This is a genomic window from Pseudomonas sp. Irchel 3H9, from assembly GCF_900187495.1.
Lineage (GTDB): Bacteria > Pseudomonadota > Gammaproteobacteria > Pseudomonadales > Pseudomonadaceae > Aquipseudomonas > Aquipseudomonas sivasensis.
This window is the reverse complement of the sequence record NZ_FYDK01000002.1, coordinates 648,203-665,731: the sequence shown is the minus strand read 5'-3', so window position 1 is coordinate 665,731 and position 17,529 is coordinate 648,203. Positions and strand designations below refer to the sequence as shown.

At 57.4% G+C, this 17,529-nt stretch carries 18 protein-coding genes; 11 read left to right on the top strand and 7 right to left on the bottom strand.

Annotated elements, in window-relative coordinates; all coding sequences use genetic code 11:
- Positions 1-78: 78 nt before the first annotated feature.
- Positions 79-633, bottom strand: a complete 555-nt coding sequence (locus CKW32_RS08945) for a flavodoxin family protein (protein ID WP_095184642.1) — start codon at positions 631-633, stop codon at positions 79-81.
- On the opposite strand from CKW32_RS08945, the gene CKW32_RS08940 reads away from it, so the two are divergent.
- On the top strand, positions 632-1,687 hold the full coding sequence (locus tag CKW32_RS08940) for a LysR family transcriptional regulator (RefSeq protein WP_256585277.1): 1,056 nt from the start codon (positions 632-634) through the stop codon (positions 1,685-1,687). The two genes, CKW32_RS08945 and CKW32_RS08940, sit on opposite strands and share 2 nt — an antisense overlap.
- A 308-nt stretch (positions 1,688-1,995) precedes the next feature.
- On the opposite strand, the gene CKW32_RS08935 is transcribed toward CKW32_RS08940, so the two are convergent.
- The 4 genes from CKW32_RS08935 to CKW32_RS08920 form a co-directional block, all read right to left on the bottom strand.
- The gene (locus tag CKW32_RS08935) at positions 1,996-2,310 is read right to left on the bottom strand and encodes a hypothetical protein (protein WP_095184641.1); all 315 of its coding nucleotides are present in this window, start codon (positions 2,308-2,310) and stop codon (positions 1,996-1,998) included.
- A 232-nt stretch (positions 2,311-2,542) separates the two neighbouring features.
- Entirely contained in the window at positions 2,543-2,998 is a 456-nt protein-coding gene (locus CKW32_RS08930; protein WP_032885278.1) for a VOC family protein, read from the bottom strand.
- 318 nt (positions 2,999-3,316) lie between these two features.
- Positions 3,317-4,072: a DUF4239 domain-containing protein gene (locus CKW32_RS08925; protein WP_095184640.1), complete on the bottom strand. Its 756-nt coding sequence runs from the start codon at positions 4,070-4,072 to the stop codon at positions 3,317-3,319.
- Between the two features lie 234 nt (positions 4,073-4,306).
- The gene (locus CKW32_RS08920) at positions 4,307-4,789 is read right to left on the bottom strand and encodes a GNAT family N-acetyltransferase (RefSeq protein WP_095184639.1); all 483 of its coding nucleotides are present in this window, start codon (positions 4,787-4,789) and stop codon (positions 4,307-4,309) included.
- A gap of 396 nt (positions 4,790-5,185) precedes the next feature.
- Here CKW32_RS08920 and CKW32_RS08915 point away from each other — a divergent pair, with 396 nt between their 5' ends.
- The 3 genes from CKW32_RS08915 to CKW32_RS08905 all read left to right on the top strand — a co-directional run bounded on the left by CKW32_RS08915 (position 5,186) and on the right by CKW32_RS08905 (position 8,417).
- Positions 5,186-5,698, top strand: coding sequence for a hypothetical protein (locus tag CKW32_RS08915; protein WP_177434263.1), 513 nt, complete (start codon positions 5,186-5,188; stop codon positions 5,696-5,698).
- Between the two features lie 322 nt (positions 5,699-6,020).
- Positions 6,021-6,956, top strand: coding sequence for a DMT family transporter (locus CKW32_RS08910; protein ID WP_095184638.1), 936 nt, complete (start codon positions 6,021-6,023; stop codon positions 6,954-6,956).
- Between the two features lie 123 nt (positions 6,957-7,079).
- The gene (locus CKW32_RS08905) at positions 7,080-8,417 is read left to right on the top strand and encodes an MFS transporter (protein WP_095184637.1); all 1,338 of its coding nucleotides are present in this window, start codon (positions 7,080-7,082) and stop codon (positions 8,415-8,417) included.
- Positions 8,418-8,538: 121 nt separating this feature from the next.
- Here CKW32_RS08905 and CKW32_RS08900 read toward each other — a convergent pair whose 3' ends face one another.
- The gene (locus tag CKW32_RS08900) at positions 8,539-9,282 is read right to left on the bottom strand and encodes a class I SAM-dependent methyltransferase (RefSeq protein WP_177434262.1); all 744 of its coding nucleotides are present in this window, start codon (positions 9,280-9,282) and stop codon (positions 8,539-8,541) included.
- Between the two features lie 103 nt (positions 9,283-9,385).
- On the opposite strand from CKW32_RS08900, the gene CKW32_RS08895 reads away from it, so the two are divergent.
- The 7 genes from CKW32_RS08895 to CKW32_RS08865 all read left to right on the top strand — a co-directional run bounded on the left by CKW32_RS08895 (position 9,386) and on the right by CKW32_RS08865 (position 15,050).
- Positions 9,386-9,739, top strand: coding sequence for a VOC family protein (locus CKW32_RS08895; RefSeq protein WP_095184635.1), 354 nt, complete (start codon positions 9,386-9,388; stop codon positions 9,737-9,739).
- A 490-nt stretch (positions 9,740-10,229) separates the two neighbouring features.
- Positions 10,230-10,394 (top strand): hypothetical protein, encoded by a 165-nt coding sequence (locus tag CKW32_RS28210; RefSeq protein WP_160016623.1) that lies wholly within the window; start codon positions 10,230-10,232, stop codon positions 10,392-10,394.
- 27 nt (positions 10,395-10,421) lie between these two features.
- Positions 10,422-11,054: a hypothetical protein gene (locus tag CKW32_RS08885; protein WP_095184633.1), complete on the top strand. Its 633-nt coding sequence runs from the start codon at positions 10,422-10,424 to the stop codon at positions 11,052-11,054.
- A gap of 145 nt (positions 11,055-11,199) precedes the next feature.
- Positions 11,200-11,718 (top strand): SUKH-4 family immunity protein, encoded by a 519-nt coding sequence (locus CKW32_RS08880; RefSeq protein WP_095184632.1) that lies wholly within the window; start codon positions 11,200-11,202, stop codon positions 11,716-11,718.
- A gap of 139 nt (positions 11,719-11,857) precedes the next feature.
- Positions 11,858-12,337 carry a VOC family protein gene (locus CKW32_RS08875; RefSeq protein ID WP_095184631.1) on the top strand — a complete coding sequence of 160 codons (480 nt, stop codon included), beginning with the start codon at positions 11,858-11,860 and terminating at the stop codon, positions 12,335-12,337.
- 173 nt (positions 12,338-12,510) lie between these two features.
- Positions 12,511-13,887: a pyridoxal-phosphate dependent enzyme gene (locus CKW32_RS08870; protein WP_095184630.1), complete on the top strand. Its 1,377-nt coding sequence runs from the start codon at positions 12,511-12,513 to the stop codon at positions 13,885-13,887.
- Positions 13,884-15,050, top strand: coding sequence for a cystathionine gamma-synthase (locus CKW32_RS08865; RefSeq protein WP_095184629.1), 1,167 nt, complete (start codon positions 13,884-13,886; stop codon positions 15,048-15,050). The genes CKW32_RS08870 and CKW32_RS08865 overlap by 4 nt, the downstream gene beginning before the upstream one ends.
- A 124-nt stretch (positions 15,051-15,174) precedes the next feature.
- On the opposite strand, the gene CKW32_RS08860 is transcribed toward CKW32_RS08865, so the two are convergent.
- Positions 15,175-17,373, bottom strand: coding sequence for an OsmC domain/YcaO domain-containing protein (locus CKW32_RS08860; protein WP_095184628.1), 2,199 nt, complete (start codon positions 17,371-17,373; stop codon positions 15,175-15,177).
- Positions 17,374-17,529 lie beyond the last annotated feature (156 nt).

The window sequence follows — 17,529 nt, the reverse complement described above, 5'->3', positions numbered from 1 at the left end:
GGGTGTTTTAGGGGCTGGCGATAAGCGCCGAAAGAGATCGCATTCTTCAGGGGTGTTTCCAGCCCGAGGGAAAATCGCTTAGGCGTGAAGTTTCTGTCCAATCCTGGCAACGCGGGCGGCGTAGAGCTTCACTGTTTCAAGATCGCCACTTGGAATGCCTCCGGCGTCGGCATCCGACGGCGACTGCACCAGCGCGCCGACAGAGCCGCCCAGGTTGTTCACGTCTGCACGGGTGGACGCAGATGAGTTGGCAGGGGCCAGACCCAGACTTACCCAAATACCGCCGTGCTGAGATGCAAGGGTCTGCAGAAAGATCAGGGAAACCTGCTTGTCGCCGTTCAGGCTCGCGCTATTAGTAAAGCCGCCGAACGCTTTGTCCTGCCAACGCCGAGCAAACCACTGCTTGGACGTGGCATCGGCGAATTTTTTGAATTGCCAAGGCACGGAGCCCATGTAAGTGGGGGCGCCGAATATGATGGACTGCGCCTCGTCTAACTGAGCCCATGCCGCCTCGGGAATGTTGCCCTCCCCATCGATTTCGATCAGCGCTGCGTGCGCACCCGCTGCTGCCGCTTGAGCAACGCGCTGGGTGTGGCCATATCCGGAAAAATAAACAACGACCGCTTGTGACATGCTGATTTCCTCGTGGATTTACGTGATGGGAGGAATGGTAATTGCTCGTGCAGAAAAGAAAAATCAGCCCCATAATTACTCTTGGTTCAACAATTGCGAACAATCAATGGACAAGCTCACCGCCATGGCCACCTTTGTTAAGGTGGTAGAAGCCGGCAGCTTCACCCGCGCTGCCGATGCTCTGAACCTTCCTAAAGCACGAGTTTCCCAGCGTATAAGCGACCTTGAAAAGCATCTCTGCGTGCGACTGCTCAACCGCACAACTCGCGCCTTGAGCCTTACGGATGACGGCGCCGCCTACTTTGATAAGTGCCAGGTGCTGCTGCAGCAGATTGACGAGTTAGAGGCCACGCTAAATGGGGGATCTGCGACCCCCATAGGCCGGCTGAGGGTGGATTCGCTGGTCTCCATCGCACGTTGGGTGATCGCACCAAAGCTGCACGACTTTCAGACCCGTTACCCGAGAATTCGGTTGCGGCTAAGCAGCTCGGAGCGGATCAGCCATTTGCTAGAGGACGGCATTGATTGCACGATTCGCGGCGGCGTGCTCAAAGACTCCAGTATGATTGCCCGTCATCTTTGCGACATCGAGATGGGCTTGTATGCCTCGCCTGGATACCTTGCCTCCGCAGGGGGCGTGGAGAGCCCTGACGCGCTGGCGAAGCTCAAGCGGATAAGTTGGTTCAGCGGCAGGGAACGCAACCCGTTTGCGTGGGAGTTGGAGTCCGGGACTCAGCGGTTCGTGCTGCAGTCAGGCGATGGCGTGCAGTTCGACGAGCCTGATGTCGCTATATCGGCCTGCATGGCGGGAAGCGGCATCTGCCCCGGTGCCCCGTTTGCGGTTGCAGGTTTTGTGAGGGCCGGGAAACTTGTTCCCGTGTTACCTGAATGGCATTTCTCTTCCCTACCAGTTCATATCGTCTACCCGGGGTCTAGGCATCTCTCGGTTCGGGTGCGGTGCTTTGTTAACTGGATTTTGGAGGTTTTTGAGGAGCAAGCAGAGATCCAGCTGACGCCCCTCGCGCTTGCGCTGGAGTCCAACCATGTGGAATAAGAGCATCGACTGCTACGAGCCATAATGAGATGGATATACGTTCCAACGCTAAACATTTGATTTTGGCGGCACGGTGAATCATTACGACTGTCCGCTTCTGGCCGATTGTGTTGAAAAAGTCAGTTTTCCCAAAACACTCGAATATTAATGGATGAAAACACCTCTGTTGCCCGCTTCTACGTGAAATCCGAGTACTGAACCTTCTGCCAAAAATTCAGATTTCAATCTCAGGTGCGTACTTTTCTGGCGTGGAATTCGAAGCCTACTTTTTCAACAGAATCGGCCGGTTGCTGCTCCTCGGGGGCAACCTAGAGGTAACCAGGCAACCATGGCTCCTGCTCGATTGCTGCAACGTCTCCATCGGCCAATAGACGCCACAATTCCAAGATCTTTGCCTCTGGAACGCCCTTCATGTGGCGAGGCTCGCCGGACTCTAGGTTTTCAAAAGTGACGGTTCGTGACAGGTTCACCGAAATGCACCAGTCAGCCTCGTCGGTCACCGAAACATCACCGTGTTCCTCATCTTCCAGGCGAGTTTTCAGTTCGGCGAGAAGGTCAGGGAACGTGTGTATGCCAGGGTTGGAGCTCATGGCGCCGTATCTGTGTGTGACGTGATAGCTCATGTTTACCTCACGTATTAGTGGTCTGACCGCCTTAGTCTGTTTTAACCCTCAGAATTGCTCGCTAGAAATTAGCCAAAATTTCAAATGAGCTGCTACTGGCTTGAGCATCAAAGTAATCAGATCATTCTGCCATAACGCATATATTAGAAATAAAGTCTGAATCGCCCCTGATTTCCTAGACGCCTTTGACTGGCTCCTTTTGGCCGCAAGCAGACCTTCATCGCCGCATAACTCAGGAAAATGCATCCTCTACAAATGCCTCTAACGCCTTGTCTTCCAAGATTTCGATGGAGAAGTGCCCAAAGCGCTTGGGCAACCAGATAATGCGTGTCCCCGATGGGGATTGCAGGTTCGCGCGGGCCAATGGCTTTCCGTTTTCGTCTTGTGGCTGAACACCGGCGACCATCAGTTCGTCGTAGGCCTTCTCGATGTCCGGCGTCGAATAGCAGTGGCGATAAATCATCCCTTCTCCCGCGGAGTCTAATAGCTCCCTCAGATTCCCCGCCAATGGCTGTACCAACATGAAACGCTCTTGACCGATCAGCGCTATTGCGTAGCGCACATGCAGGCCACCTCGTTCCCAAACGAGCGTTTTGGATATCCGGGCATTAAGTATCTGTGCGTAGTAAGCACAGGCTTCTTCGAGATTATTGACCAATACATCTACGTGACTGAACTTCAGATCCATTGCAGCCTCCCTGTTGAACCGGCGTCAATGTTGAGCCGGAGACCCTCAAAATTCCATGGACTTCATGAGTCCATATTTTCGGTGTAGCAATGCGCCAATTCGGCGATAAACCCGCGTTCAAACTGAGGTAAGCGAGGAGCTGTCCATCGCTTGATGGCGAACAAAAGTGACTGCCCGCGTATGGCCGAAATCCGTCGTTCATAAGGCGCGGCTTCCGACCCAAAGCTGCCGCTCGCGAAATGCAACGATCGGCCAAGAGCAGACATCGATATATCCCGCTCCGAGGCCACTACTCAAAACGTTGCCCGTCATGCTCCCCTATAGCTGCATTACGGCGAGCGCCCTGCGCAGGGGTTCGTCGGATATTTGGATAGGACCATGAAATGGCACGTCCATGTCCAACACAAGGTATACGGAAGCCGCAATGAGCAATGACGAGACTATGAACATTCCTATCACCATCGAATTACGGGGTGCGCGGTATCCAAAACTAGCGAAAATGAGCGTCAACCAAGCAACAAGCATCCCAATAAGGGGGCCAGGAATCGCTCCCTCCGACTGCTCGACGATCCTCCAGCGTTGCTCGATGAGCGAATGATATTGCTGACGAATATCCTGAAGCATCGTTTCATGGTAGCGGTCCGGGGGCTTGATAACAGCCAATGACTTGCCTATGTCATCCAGGTATTTAGCCGCCTCGCTGTTTCGATGCTGCAGCGCTTCGTCTCCCCGATACGGGGTCTCGATAGCGCGCTCAAGATAGGTGATCAGACGATTGCGCGTGTCTTGTGCCGCATCGCCATAGCCCCGCAGCGTCCGATCAAAAATGATCATGCTGGTTGCGTACCCATGGAAGTTTGCATCAATGGACTCGAAGGTGTTTTTGGCAGAATTAATCATCAAGCCAAAGACCAGCGATGTCATAACCACAAAAATATTGGCGACTAGACGAATTACGGTGTTGGTGTCGTCATCCCTGTGGTGGGATGCCAGTCTTGGGTACCAAAACATCATGAGAAGCGAGGAGGCAACCAGGCACCCAAAAATGGCCAATGCGATCCAGAGAGCGTTCATACATCAGGGCCCTGATCAATTTGCGTCAAGTCTTGAAGGATAGACCATTGGGTGTTTTCAGAACTCTGCTCGGCAGTTACCGTCCAGAAATGACTTCAGTATTGGTTTGAACACCGGCGGTGATTATCAGTCGGTATTGGTCTAGCTCTGCCCATCATGAAAGGCAGCAAATCACGAGCGTCTGCTTATGGTCCAGAGTGTGTCAAAGCGCACGTCGAGGTGCATCGCATCCAGCTAGCAATCTGGGCCGATCGCCGGAACACTCTGTCGAATATAGTAATTGTCGAACTCACTGCTTCCGATGAATTGGAAGCCATGGCGGATATAAAAGCGATTCGAAGCGCTTTCTTTGAGAGCACCCACTTTAATAGGGAGCGCAGCCGCATCCGCCTCTTTGAAAATCTGAGTGAGAACAGCAGACCCTACCCCTGACCCTTGCGCGCTCGGTCTCACATACAAGTGGTCGAGCAAGAGTTCATTGTGTTGATGCTTGATCACGACGAAACCAACCCTCTCTCCAGATGCCTCGATGTAGCGTGTGTTGCGAGCCTCAAAACTGCTGAGAAACCGCTCGCGCGCGCGGACTGGATCAAATCGACCAACACGCTCCAGACTTTCGCGCATGGCCTCAATTCGAATGGCTACAAGATTATCCAAGTCGCTCTGTTGAGCCAGGACCAAAATGATTGGGGAATTCTGATTGGGTGCGACGGGCATATTTTGTGCTCCAACTTCTATCCTGGGGAGCCAGTGAAGCGGCCCAGATACCGTAGACAAATTTGAGAGTCCACTTCTGGACCAGAGTGTGTAAAACCGCTTAGCCAAAATTGAAGTGTGCGCATCTACGTTAAATCCGAAATTTATCGGCACATCAGCAGATGTGAATTTCGCACAGAAGCGCGATTTTCAGTCCAGTTTTGAGTGCCTATCGCGTAGAAAAACGTTTTTACACAGCCTCGGCCAAGAGCAACCGTTGCGCCTATTCAATAAACCAAGGGCGATTCACCTTTATTTCAAACCGGGTCAGGTATCTGTCCTTCTCACTTACTGCTTGACCCATTCTGATTCATCAGGCTAGTTGAGGCCGCCCTTTACGACCTTGATAAGGAAATTATGAAGCCTCTCTACCTGTGTTCACTTCTGCTGCTTGCAGGCTGCGCCCCAGCACCGAAATACCTCGTGCCCGCGGGGGCGCCTCAGGCGCTTATCCGTAGCGAGTTGGTGTCGATGGAGAATTATCGAAACAGCGTGTCCCTGGTCGAGGCGCCTCCAATGGCCTGCAAATACGGCAGAACCGTGGCGATTGCGCAGGGAGGGCAGTTGGTTTCCGTTTATAAGAACGTATCGACGCCGGAGGGCTTCTTTCCGATTGAAGCCGGCAAGCCGCTGCACTTGGTGATGCGCGGTGCGGCCAATGCCAATCGCTCGTGCAGCATAGCGTTTGTCAGCGAATTTGCGCCGGGCGCGCGTTACGTGATCAAAGGAGGAATTGTCGACAGCCCGGGCGCGCTGAGCGGTTGTCACATTGACATATTCAATGTCGATTCGGGCGCGCGCGTCCCCATGGCCGATGAGCCGAAAATGGACCGAAATTGTGCGCTGGACCGACTACCGACGCTTCAGTGAGACATTGCACCTCTGCACTGCGCGACCGCTTGCCAGAACCCGAACGATATTAAACGGGGCTGATGGTCGCGCATGGCGAATTACACTATAGGCCCTCGATAGTCATACGACCTCTCCTACTCAGCCCTGTCTATCTCTACCTCAATGCAATCACCTAAACAATCTTGTTAAGTCCATAAGAAACAACGCCCGCGGTCATCCCACAAAAAACCTTCCTTGCCCATTCGCCCCAAACACGCTACAAATCCGCCACAACGTTGTACGACAACCTAAAAATAATTTGCCATCCTCGACGATGGAAGCCACTGCCCGAGCCCTTACCATGACGCCCCCTGCCCCCAATCTTTTCCCCCGCCACACCGCCGTGTTGATCCTGCTCTGCATGGGCTGCGCCTTCGCCGGCAACCACATCGCCGCTCGCGTGGCCTTCGACGACGGCGCCGGTGTTCTCCTCGCTATTCTGCTGCGCTCCGGCGGTACGTTGTTGGTGCTGGGCGCGCTGGTACTCTGGCAACGGCAAAGCCTGCGCCTGCCTTCGGGTGCATGGCGCTGGCAGTTACTGCTGGGCCTGCTCATCACCGCGCAAAGCCTGTGCCTCTATTCCGCCGTAGCCCGCGTACCGGTAGCGCTGGCGTTGCTGGTGGCCAACGTTTTCCCGATTTTGCTGGCGCTGCTGACCTGGGCACTAGGCGGCCCACGTCCGACGGCGCGCACCGCCTTGCTGATGGGTTTGATTCTGGTGGGTCTGGTGTTCGTGCTGGACGTGCCCACTCGCCTTTCAGCCGACGCCGACATCGGCCCGCAATGGCTGCTCGGCGTCACCCTCGCCTTCTGCGCCGCCTTTGTATTCGCTTGCGCGCTGTGGATCACCGATCACAAGTTGTCCCAGGTACGGGGTTCGGTGCGCAGTCTGCTGACAATCTTCATTGTGTTCAGCAGCGTGAACCTTGCGGGCTGGAGTGGCGCCCTTGCCGACGGCCTGAACCCACCGGCCAGCCTGACCGGTTGGCTGGCGCTGGCCACGTTGGTCGTGCTCTACGGCACCGGTTTTATCGTGCTGTTCATGTCGGTGCCGCGCCTGGATATGCCGCGAAATGCGCCGGTGATGAACATTGAGCCGCTGGCGACGTTGCTGATGGGCTGGCTCGTGCTCGATCAAATGCTCAGCGCCGGTCAGGTGACTGGCGGCGTCATCGTGGTGACTGGAATTGTGCTGCTGACGTATCGCACGTCCGCTCAGCGTTCCGCCAAGGCCTGAAGCGTGCCTCTAGCCCTTGCAGAAAGTCGCTGCTGACTACGCGGAGGACTCTTTTGAACCCCGCCGTCTGGCCGCCGCCTCGGATAATCAGGCATCCCCCTGCGCATTCCGAGGCCTTCCCTTATGACGAGCTCATCCACCGAACAGGTCAGCCCCCAAACCCTGCGAAAGGTCATCATTGCCGCCGGCATCGGTAACTTCGTCGAGTGGTTTGACTTCGCCGTCTATGGCTTTCTTGCCACCACCATCGCGCAACAATTCTTCCCCAGTGGCGATGCCAGCGCAGCACTGCTCAAGACCTTTGCCGTGTTTGCCGTGGCATTCGCCTTTCGGCCGTTGGGCGGGATTTTCTTTGGCATGCTCGGCGACCGCATCGGCCGCAAGCGTACCCTGGCCATGACGATTTTGCTGATGGCCGGTGCGACCACCTTGATCGGCCTGCTGCCCACTTACGCCGCCATCGGCGTGACAGCGCCGATTCTGTTGTCGCTGATTCGCTGCGCCCAAGGCTTCTCCGCCGGGGGCGAATATGCCGGTGCCTGCGCCTATCTGATGGAGCACGCGCCGAGCAACAAACGCGCCTGGTACGGCAGCTTCGTGCCGGTGTCGACGTTCTCCGCGTTCGCCGCTGCCGCAGTGGTGGCCTACGCCCTTGAGGCGTCGCTGTCCGCCGAGGCGATGGGCAGTTGGGGCTGGCGCCTGCCGTTCCTGATCGCCGCACCGCTGGGTCTGGTCGGGCTGTATCTGCGCTGGAAACTGGATGAGACACCCGCCTTCCAGGCCGTGAAGCAGGAACACGCGGTCGCCCACTCTCCGCTCAAGGAAACCTTGCGCAACCACGGTGCGGCGATTTGCTGCCTGGGCGCGTTTGTATCGCTGACGGCGCTCTCGTTTTATATGTTCACCACCTACTTCGCGACATACCTGCAGGTGGCAGGTGGGCTGAGTCGGGCGGCGGCGTTGCTGGTGTCGTTGATCGCGCTGATTTTCGCCGCGGCAATCTGCCCGCTGGCCGGGCTGTATTCGGATCGGGTGGGGCGTCGGGTCACGGTAATGACCGCCTGCGTATTGCTGATGGTGGTGGTGTATCCGTCGTTTCTGATGGCCAGTTCAGGTTCGTTCGCGGCCTCGATCGTGGGGGTGATGCTGCTCGCGGTAGGTGCGGTGTTATGTGGTGTGGTCACGGCGGCGTTGCTCTCGGAGACCTTCCCGACTCGGACGCGGTATACCGCCTCGGCAATCACTTACAACATGGCCTATACGATCTTCGGGGGTACCGCGCCGCTGATGGCGACATGGTTGATCAGCACCACCGGCAGCAACCTGTCACCGGCGTTTTATCTGATAGCCGTAGCGTTGCTGGCGCTGGCAGGCGGGTTGGCGTTGCCGGAGACATCGAGGATCTCCCTGGATGACGTTGGCGCTGAGGAAAAAGGCGCAGCAGCGGTGCTCTCGCGTTAGTGCCACATGACGTAATGCCCACGAATGCGGTGGGTCAGGTAAGAATACTTCGCCTGTACCGCCGCCTTCGAAGCCTCGCTAAAGCTCGACATCTCCCACAGGAAACTGGGTAAAGCAGGTATCAGCGCTTCACGCAGACAAACAAAGCATTCCCGCTCGTGCCCTCCCAGGACGTGATGCATTCGTAGTCATGCTCGAAGATGTGCACCTCGAACTGTGGCGTCAACAACTGCTGCAACTCGGTGAAACTGAAGGCGACCATCGGATGTTCGTCCTGCCAAGCCTCAGTCACACCCGCGGTGGTCTTCTCGATACTCAGGCGCAGCGCCTGCTGCTCGCCCTCCTCGCTGTAGTGCCAGCCGGAACCGAAGGTGAAGTGGCTGCCTTCAAACTCAACGCTATGGCGTACCAGCAAACGGTTGTCGATGTGCTGCTTGTCCACCGCGTTGAAACAGAACACGCCATTTTCGACGAGCGCCTCGTGCACGCTGGTCAGGCACATGCGCAGTTTGGCCAGGCTGGCGTTGTAATGGGTCGAGTAGAGAAAGCAAGTGATCAGATCTTGCGCGTCGTCCACCTGGAAACCCGCCATGTCCTGGCGGCTGAAGCGTGCCTCCGGGCAGCGCAGTTGGGCGAGGTCCAGCATCGGTTGGCTGATGTCCAGGCCGGCGCTGTGGTAGCCAAAGTCGAGGAAATGACGCACATGGGGCCCGGTGCCGCAGGCCAAGTCCAAGTGCCGACGCCCGTTATTGCCGAACAGTTGGTGCAACCGGCGAACGCTGTGACTCTGTGCGCGATAGTCGATGTCGGCGCACATCAGGTCGTAGTAGATGGAAAGATCGGTGTACAGCGCGTTGGAGGACATAGGTAGCCAGAGCGGTCGGCGGGAATTTCGCGGCGGCATGGTAACTCAGTCCGTCGTCAGAACCGTTACACTCGCGCCTCAATCATCCGCCAAGGAGGCAACCATGAGCGTTCGTGGTCAAGACCGTCAGATCGACAACATAGAATTCAACGTGGGCGACATTGCCCGTAGCAAAACCTTCTACGGCGCCGTTTTCGGCTGGACATTCGTGGACTACGGGCCCACCTACACCGAGTTCAGCGATGGGCGGCTGACGGGCGGGTTCACCACGGGAGAACCCGTTCGGCCAGGGGGGCCGTTGGTGATTTTGTTTGCGAATGACCTCGAAGGGGCGCACCAACGAATCACGGCTGCAGGCGCTGTGATAAGCCGCGAGATGTTTGCGTTCCCCGGTGGGCGCAGGTTCCACTTCATTGATCCGGATGGTTATGAAATGGCGGTTTGGTCGGATCAGTGAGTGATCGCTGCACCATGAGTGCAGGCCACGCAGTTTAAGTGGCCCGCATCGCAACCCCCACGTCACGCCCAGACCGAGCACGCCGGTGTCCTTGATCGCCGATGGGCCGTTACTGCCGAAGCTGGTTTTGCCAGCAACATCCGCCACGTAGTTGACCACCGAACGCACCTATTCCTCGCGCAACTCATGGCGCCAGACCAGTGCGCTGCGGGTTTGGTCTCGTAGTGGTGCTGCACAACGCCAGCGGAAAGGTTCAGATACCGGGCGTTGGCGGTGTAGGTAGCGACGGACGGTTGTTCCGACCCGGCATCGCCTTTATGCTCACGCAGCAAATTACCGGCGACGTGCCCGCTCAGAGCGAGAGCACGATTAAAAAAGCACGACAACGCCGCTTATGCGGCGTGAAATTTGAGTTGGAGTCCGTTGTTACGGTGTAAACGGCTACAAAAAGTGATGTTCAAGGAAATCAAATAAAACTCAAGGAAGTCAAATGAGCACATGGTTCAGTAATATCCAGCTTGGCTTTGATATGGCAACAAGCTTGACAATTGTAGGTGCGGCAATCACTTGGACTATTCAACAGAAGACACAAGCCGAAGCTGAAAAGGTTCGCGGAATTAATCAACGCGCAACATCAACAGACCTATTTAAATAAAATAAAAATCATACTTCAGGTCAATTCATGAAAAATCTTTTGATTGCATCTATCTTATTTGGCTCCGCGCTTTCCTTGAAGGTATTTGCGGGCGGGCTGGAAGTCGAGCACAAACTAATCGAGCAGCGCTGGTACTCTTTCAATGACATCATAGAAAAGAGAAAGAAATATAGCAGGGTAGATATTTCGCGAGGGTATATCGAATATTACTTCGAGGGTGATGAATACACCGCCAAATACCCAGAAGAAAAGTTGTCGCCGCGTGCAAAATTCTATTCCAATCATGGGACCGTTGGAACCTATGCGGCTGCTGATTATGAGACCGAGCTAGACAAAGCGTGCGTAGATGTTGTCTCAGGCTCTCTAGGAACATTTAAAGGCAGCTATGAAAATTCCAAAAGACCTGATAGGCAACACTATAAGCGCATGATTGTTGGAATCAGGTCTCTAACATACAAAGGCCCTGAGTATAACTTCAAAAGCCCCTCATCTTGGTCGCCAGTGAAGTTACCCAAGGACAAAAGAAGTCTTCTGTGTGAAATTTATGAAGTCAAGAGTGACGCGAGCGATCTGAAATACATTGTTTATGCTGCTTCAGTGGCAACCGCTATGTATGACGAAATTCATACGGCGCCACTGCCAGATAAGTCGAGTAACTAAAACTCCTCGCACTCATGCTGCGGCAACCATTGCTGCAGCATTAGCTGGATCAACCTTGAGGCTGTGAACGGGTTCTACCCCAAGCCCTGCAGTGTTTCTATGTCAGCATCCCGCCCCCCCCCTTCACATAACGCGGCGAACGACTATGACCGACTTCGACTTCAAAACACATTTCATCTCGGTACTGCCTCCCGACCCGCCCGGCCTGGACCTCGGCTTTGACGAATTCATCACCTTCAACCCCAGTGACCTGGCCACCCTCCCCGCGCCAGACGCTGAATTCCTCCTCAAGCACGGCCTGCCGCGCGACGCCGCGCCCTTTCTGAGTTTCGAGGCCTACAGCCAAGCCGAAGCACAACGCAGGTTGGCAATATTCGGCATCGCCAACCACTATTACCCTTTGGGGCACACCGGCTCCGGGGACGTCATCGCGCTTGATCGACACAGTGGGACGATTGTCTATTTCAACCACGACGCCCATCACGCACGCGTACTCATCAATACCTCACTGCCCCAGTTCGCCCGCAGCTTGTGCGTGTTCCAGGCACATCTGCGAGACAACACGATGGCGCGCTGTTTACCCGAGATCCAATGCATCGATCCTGCCGCCGCCGTGCCGGGCACGATGTGGGCGGATGAGGTCAGCGCAGAACTCAACGGGTAGAAGTGAACGCTGATGACCCACCACGAATTGGCCGACCTCTATCGAGCCTATAACGCCGACCTCAACCGTCTCGACTTGATAAGGCCGCCATTGAAACGCAGCTAAACTCCACAGACCCTCGACTGCGTGGAGACTGCTCATGACCCACAAAAACACCCTCTGCCTCTGGTACAACGGGAGCGCCGAAGAGGCTGCCAAGTTCTACGCCAACACCTTTCCCGACAGTGCGGTGAACGCCGTGCATCGTGCACCAGCGGATTACCCGTCCGGCAAACGGGGCGACGTCTTGACCGTCGAATTCACGGTACTCGGCATCCCCTGCATCGGCCTGAACGGCGGCCCGATCTTTCCCCACACCGAGGCGTTTTCCTTCCAAGTGGCCACCGATGACCAAGCCGAAACCGACCGGTACTGGAACGCAATCATCGACAACGGCGGCCAGCCGAGCGCCTGCGGCTGGTGCAAGGACAAGTGGGGCCTGTCGTGGCAAATCTCGCCGCGCGTGTTGACGGAGGCGGTGACTAACCCTGATCCAGCCATCGCCAAGCGCGCGTTCGAGGCGATGATGACCATGACCAAAATCGACATTGCGGCGATTGAGGCAGCGATAAAGGGCTGAGGCGGCAACTGGCGAGGCTATCCAGGGCTTCAATGCGCTCCGCCTGGCAGCGTCAGGCGCAATTGTCGCGTCGGCCCATGCGCCAAAAAAAGACAGCGAGCCGACGGCCCGGTTGCGACTCACCCAATACCGACCTAGTGTTTCATGTCTCCTCTGCGCACCCAGGTGACGCCATGCCCGCACTCTCACGCCCCGCCGTACTCGAACTGATCGGCAACACGCCGTTGGTACGGGTCAGCCGTTTCGATACCGGTCCCTGCACGCTGTTCCTCAAGCTGGAATCCCAAAACCCCGGCGGTTCCATCAAGGACCGCATCGGCCTGGCCATGATCGACGCCGCCGAGCGTGACGGCCGCCTGCGTCCCGGCGGCACCATCATCGAGGCCACCGCTGGCAACACCGGCCTGGGCCTGGCGCTGGTGGGCAGGGCCAAAGGTTATCGGGTGGTGCTGGTGGTACCCGACAAAATGTCCACGGAGAAAGTGCTGCACCTTAAGGCCATGGGCGCCGAGGTGCATATCACCTGCTCCGATGTGGGCAAGGGCCACCCCGAGTATTACCAGGACATGGCTGCGCGCCTGGCCCAGGAGATTCCCGGCTCATTCTTCGCCGACCAGTTCAACAACCCGGCCAATCCCCAGGCTCACGAGACCAGCACCGCGCCGGAGATCTGGGCGCAAACCCAGCACGACCTGGATGCCATTGTGGTCGGCGTCGGTTCGGCAGGCACACTCACCGGCCTGACCCGATTCTTCAAGCGCGTGCAACCGGAGCTGGAAATGGTACTGGCCGATCCGGTGGGTTCAGTAATGGCTGAATACAGCCGCAGCGGCCAGTTGATAACACCCGGCTCGTGGGCCGTGGAAGGCATTGGCGAGGACTTCATTCCGTCGATTGCCGACCTGTCCAGCGTGCGCCACGCCTATTCCATCAGCGATGAAGAGAGCTTCGACCACGCGCGCCAACTGCTCAAGGCCGAGGGCATTCTCGGCGGTTCCTCCACCGGCACCCTGCTCGCCGCTGCCTTGCGCTATTGCCGCGAACAAACCACGCCCAAGCGCGTGGTCAGCTTTGTGTGCGACACCGGCACGCGCTATCTGTCGAAGGTCTACAACGACCAGTGGATGACCGACGCGGGGTTGCTGCATTACAAACACTACGGCGACCTGCGCGACCTGATCGCCCGCCGCTTCGAAGACGGCCGCGTGATCAGTGTGAGCCCCGACGACACCCTGCTCACCGCCTTCCAGCGCATGCGTCTGGCCGACGTGTCGCAACTGCCGGTGTTGGTCAACGGCCGCGAACTGGTGGGCGTGATCGACGAATCCGACATCCTGCTGGGCCTGCACCACGATGCCGCGCACTTCACGATGATCGTCGCCAGCGCCATGACCGACAACCTGCAAACCCTGCCCCCCAGCGCCAGCCTGGCCGAATTGCAAACTGAACTGGATCGCGGCTTGGTCGCCATCATTGCCGATGCAGGAGGCTTTTATGGCCTGATCACCCGCGTCGACCTGCTCAACCACCTGCGGAGATCCCTTGCATGAGCCAGCCTGATAAAAGTGCGTTTGCCACCCGTGTGATCCACGCCGGGCAGTTCCCAGACCCAACCACTGGCGCGCTGATGCCGCCGATCTACGCCAACTCCACCTACCTGCAAGACAGCCCCGGCGTGCACAAGGGCTTCGACTACGGCCGCTCCCACAACCCCACGCGGTTTGCTCTGGAGCGTTGCGTGGCCGACCTTGAAGGCGGCAGCCAAGCGTTTGCCTTTGCATCCGGGCTGGCAGCGATTTCCACGGTGCTGGAGCTGCTGGATGCGGGCGCCCATATCGTTTCCGGTAACGACCTCTATGGCGGCACCTTTCGGCTGTTCGACAAGGTGCGCCAACGCAGCGCCGGGCATCGTTTCAGCTTTGTCGATTTGAGTGATGTAACGGCGTTTGAAGCATCCTTGCAGGACGATACGCGCATGGTCTGGGTCGAAACCCCGAGCAACCCGCTGCTCAGCCTCACCGACTTGGCCGCCATCGCAGGTATCTGCCGCAATCGCGGGATCATCTGCGTGGCTGACAACACCTTCGCCAGCCCCTGGATCCAGCGCCCGCTGGAGCTGGGCGTTGATGTGGTGGTGCACTCCACCACTAAATACCTCAACGGCCATTCCGATGTGATCGGCGGTATCGCCATTGTCGGTGACAACCCCGAATTGGCTGATCGCCTGGGTTTCCTGCAGAACTCAGTGGGCGCCATCGCTGGCCCCTTCGACGCGTTCCTGACCCTGCGCGGCGTGAAAACGTTGGCCCTGCGCATGGAGCGTCATTGCAGCAACGCGCTGGACCTGGCCACCTGGCTGGAGCAACAACCGCAAGTGGCGCGGGCCTATTACCCAGGCCTGGCATCCCACCCGCAGCACGAACTGGCACGCCGGCAAATGCGCGGGTTTGGTGGGATGATTTCAGTGGATTTGAACAGCGACCTGGCGGGCGCCACCCGCTTTCTGGAACACGTGAACATCTTCGCCCTGGCCGAAAGCCTGGGAGGTGTGGAAAGCCTGATCGAACATCCGGCGATCATGACCCATGCCAGCATCCCGGCGGCGACGCGGGCGCAGCTGGGGATTGGCGACGGGTTGGTGCGGTTGTCGGTGGGGGTTGAGGATGTGGAGGATCTACGAGCGGACCTGGCGCAAGCCTTGGCCCGTATATAACCCCCCCAAAAAACAACGATCAAACGTGGGAGGGGGCTTGCTCCCGATAGCGGCGTGTCAGGCACTGAATATTTGTCTGAACCACCGCCATCGGGAGCAAGCCCCCTCCCACATTGGGTATGCGTTACACCTGGCCGATGTTGGCACGCGCCGAATGCAGCTTCTTGTAGCTGTCAATCAAACGCAAATGCCGGTCCAAGCCTTCCAGCTTGATGCTGGTCGGCGTCAACCCATAGAACCGCACACTGCCATCGACCGAGCCGATCACCGCATCCATTCGCTCATTACCAAACATGCGGCGGAAGTTGGCTTCGTAATCCGCCAAGTCCAAGTCGTCGTCCAGTTCCATCTCCAGCACACCGTTCAACGCCTGGTAGAACAGGCCGCGCTCGGCGGTGTTGTCGTTGTACTGCAGGAACATCTCCACGCACTCCTTGGCCTCTTCATATTGCTGCAAGGCCAGGAAAATCAGCAGCTTCAACTCCAGGATGGTCAGTTGGCCCCATACCGTGTTGTCGTCGAACTCGATGCCGATCAAGGTGGTGATGTCGGTGTAATCGTCCAGCTCGCTTTCGATCAGGCGCTCGACCAATGCCTGCAATTCTTCCGTGTCCAGGCGATGCAGGTTGAGAATGTCCTCGCGGAAGAACAGCGCTTTGTTGGTGTTGTCCCAGATCAGGTCGTCCACCGGGTAGATTTCCGAGTAATCCGGCACCAGGATGCGGCAAGCGGTGGCGCCGAGGTGCTCGTACACCGCCATATAGGCTTCTTTGCCCATGCCTTCCAGGATGCCGAACAAGGTCGCAGCCTCTTGGACGTTGGAGTCTTCGCCTTCACCGGAGAAGTCCCACTCGACAAACTCGTAGTCCGATTGCGCGCTGAAGAAGCGCCACGACACCACACCGCTGGAGTCGATGAAGTGCTCGACGAAGTTGTTCGGCTCCGTCACCGCCTGGCCTTCGAAGGTCGGCTGCGGCAAGTCGTTCAAACCCTCGAAACTGCGGCCTTGCAGTAATTCGGTGAGGCTGCGCTCCAGCGCCACTTCCAGGCTCGGGTGGGCACCGAAGGAGGCGAATACCCCGCCGGTGCGCGGGTTCATCAGGGTCACACACATCACCGGGAATTCGCCGCCCAGGGATGCATCCTTGACCAGCACCGGGAAGCCCTGGGCTTCCAGGCCTTCGATGCCCGCCACAATGCTTGGGTATTTGGCGAGCACCTCAGCCGGCACGTCCGGCAGGGCAAATTCACCTTCGATGATTTCACGCTTGACCGCGCGCTCGAAAATCTCCGAAAGGCACTGCACCTGGGCTTCAGCCAGGGTGTTGCCCGCGCTCATGCCGTTGCTGAGGTAGAGGTTTTCGATCAGGTTGGACGGGAAGTACACCACCTCGCCATCGGACTGGCGCACGAACGGCAGCGAAACAATGCCGCGCGCTTCGTTGCCGGAGTTGGTGTCGAACAGATGCGAACCGCGCAGCTCGCCTTCGCGGTCGTAAACCTTGCGGCAATAAGCGTCGAGGATTTCAGTCGGCAGCTCGTCGTTGGGGCCTGGCTGGAACCAACGCTCGTCCGGGTAATGCACGAACGGTGCGTTGGCCAGTTCTTCACCCCAGAATTGGTCGTTGTAGAAGAAGTTGCAGTTGAGCCGCTCGATGAATTCGCCCAATGCCGACGCCAGCGCGCCCTCTTTGGTCGCGCCCTTGCCGTTGGTGAAACACATTGGCGAGTGCGCATCGCGGATATGCAGCGACCACACGTTGGGCACGATATTGCGCCACGAGGCGATCTCGATCTTCATGCCCAGGCCGGCAAGGATCCCGGACATGTTGGCGATGGTCTGCTCCAGCGGCAGGTCCTTGCCCGCGATGTAGGTGCCCTGCTCCGACAGGCTGCTGGGCATCAACAAGGCCTGGGCGTCGGCGTCGAGATTTTCCACCTCTTCGATCACAAACTCGGGACCGGCCTGCACCACTTTTTTCACCGTGCAACGCTCGATGGAGCGCAGGATGCCCTGGCGGTCCTTATCGGAGATATCCGCGGGCAACTCGACCTGGATCTTGAAGATCTGGTTGTAGCGGTTTTCCGGGTCGACGATGTTGTTCTGGGACAGGCGGATATTGTCGGTGGGGATGTTGCGGGTCTGGCAGTACAGCTTCACAAAGTACGCCGCGCACAGCGCCGACGATGCCAGGAAGTAGTCGAAGGGCCCCGGTGCCGAACCATCGCCCTTATAGCGAATAGGTTGGTCGGCAATCACCGTGAAGTCATCGAACTTGGCTTCAAGCCGGAGGTTGTCGAGAAAGTTGACCTTGATTTCCATGGGGGCACACCAGAATTACGGGCTAAACAAAAATGGCCGCCATTATGAGGTTTTTCATCGATAAGTTTCAGGCTTTTGACCAATGGCTGGCGAAATAGCCGATGTGAATTAATCTTCTGCACGTTGGCGCCGATGCACTGTGTGCAACCAGGGAGT

Coding starts and splice junctions, on each gene's coding strand:
- CKW32_RS08895 (WP_095184635.1), top strand. CDS start 9,386: ATGAGCGTTCGTGGTCAAGACCGTCAGATCGACAACATAGAATTCAAC.
- CKW32_RS28210 (WP_160016623.1), top strand. CDS start 10,230: ATGAGCACATGGTTCAGTAATATCCAGCTTGGCTTTGATATGGCAACA.
- CKW32_RS08885 (WP_095184633.1), top strand. CDS start 10,422: ATGAAAAATCTTTTGATTGCATCTATCTTATTTGGCTCCGCGCTTTCC.
- CKW32_RS08940 (WP_256585277.1), top strand. CDS start 632: ATGCTGATTTCCTCGTGGATTTACGTGATGGGAGGAATGGTAATTGCT.
- CKW32_RS08920 (WP_095184639.1), bottom strand. CDS start 4,789: ATGCCCGTCGCACCCAATCAGAATTCCCCAATCATTTTGGTCCTGGCT.
- CKW32_RS08910 (WP_095184638.1), top strand. CDS start 6,021: ATGACGCCCCCTGCCCCCAATCTTTTCCCCCGCCACACCGCCGTGTTG.
- CKW32_RS08915 (WP_177434263.1), top strand. CDS start 5,186: ATGAAGCCTCTCTACCTGTGTTCACTTCTGCTGCTTGCAGGCTGCGCC.
- CKW32_RS08935 (WP_095184641.1), bottom strand. CDS start 2,310: ATGAGCTATCACGTCACACACAGATACGGCGCCATGAGCTCCAACCCT.
- CKW32_RS08865 (WP_095184629.1), top strand. CDS start 13,884: ATGAGCCAGCCTGATAAAAGTGCGTTTGCCACCCGTGTGATCCACGCC.
- CKW32_RS08875 (WP_095184631.1), top strand. CDS start 11,858: ATGACCCACAAAAACACCCTCTGCCTCTGGTACAACGGGAGCGCCGAA.
- CKW32_RS08925 (WP_095184640.1), bottom strand. CDS start 4,072: ATGAACGCTCTCTGGATCGCATTGGCCATTTTTGGGTGCCTGGTTGCC.
- CKW32_RS08930 (WP_032885278.1), bottom strand. CDS start 2,998: ATGGATCTGAAGTTCAGTCACGTAGATGTATTGGTCAATAATCTCGAA.
- CKW32_RS08870 (WP_095184630.1), top strand. CDS start 12,511: ATGCCCGCACTCTCACGCCCCGCCGTACTCGAACTGATCGGCAACACG.
- CKW32_RS08860 (WP_095184628.1), bottom strand. CDS start 17,373: ATGGAAATCAAGGTCAACTTTCTCGACAACCTCCGGCTTGAAGCCAAG.
- CKW32_RS08880 (WP_095184632.1), top strand. CDS start 11,200: ATGACCGACTTCGACTTCAAAACACATTTCATCTCGGTACTGCCTCCC.
- CKW32_RS08905 (WP_095184637.1), top strand. CDS start 7,080: ATGACGAGCTCATCCACCGAACAGGTCAGCCCCCAAACCCTGCGAAAG.
- CKW32_RS08900 (WP_177434262.1), bottom strand. CDS start 9,282: ATGTCCTCCAACGCGCTGTACACCGATCTTTCCATCTACTACGACCTG.
- CKW32_RS08945 (WP_095184642.1), bottom strand. CDS start 633: ATGTCACAAGCGGTCGTTGTTTATTTTTCCGGATATGGCCACACCCAG.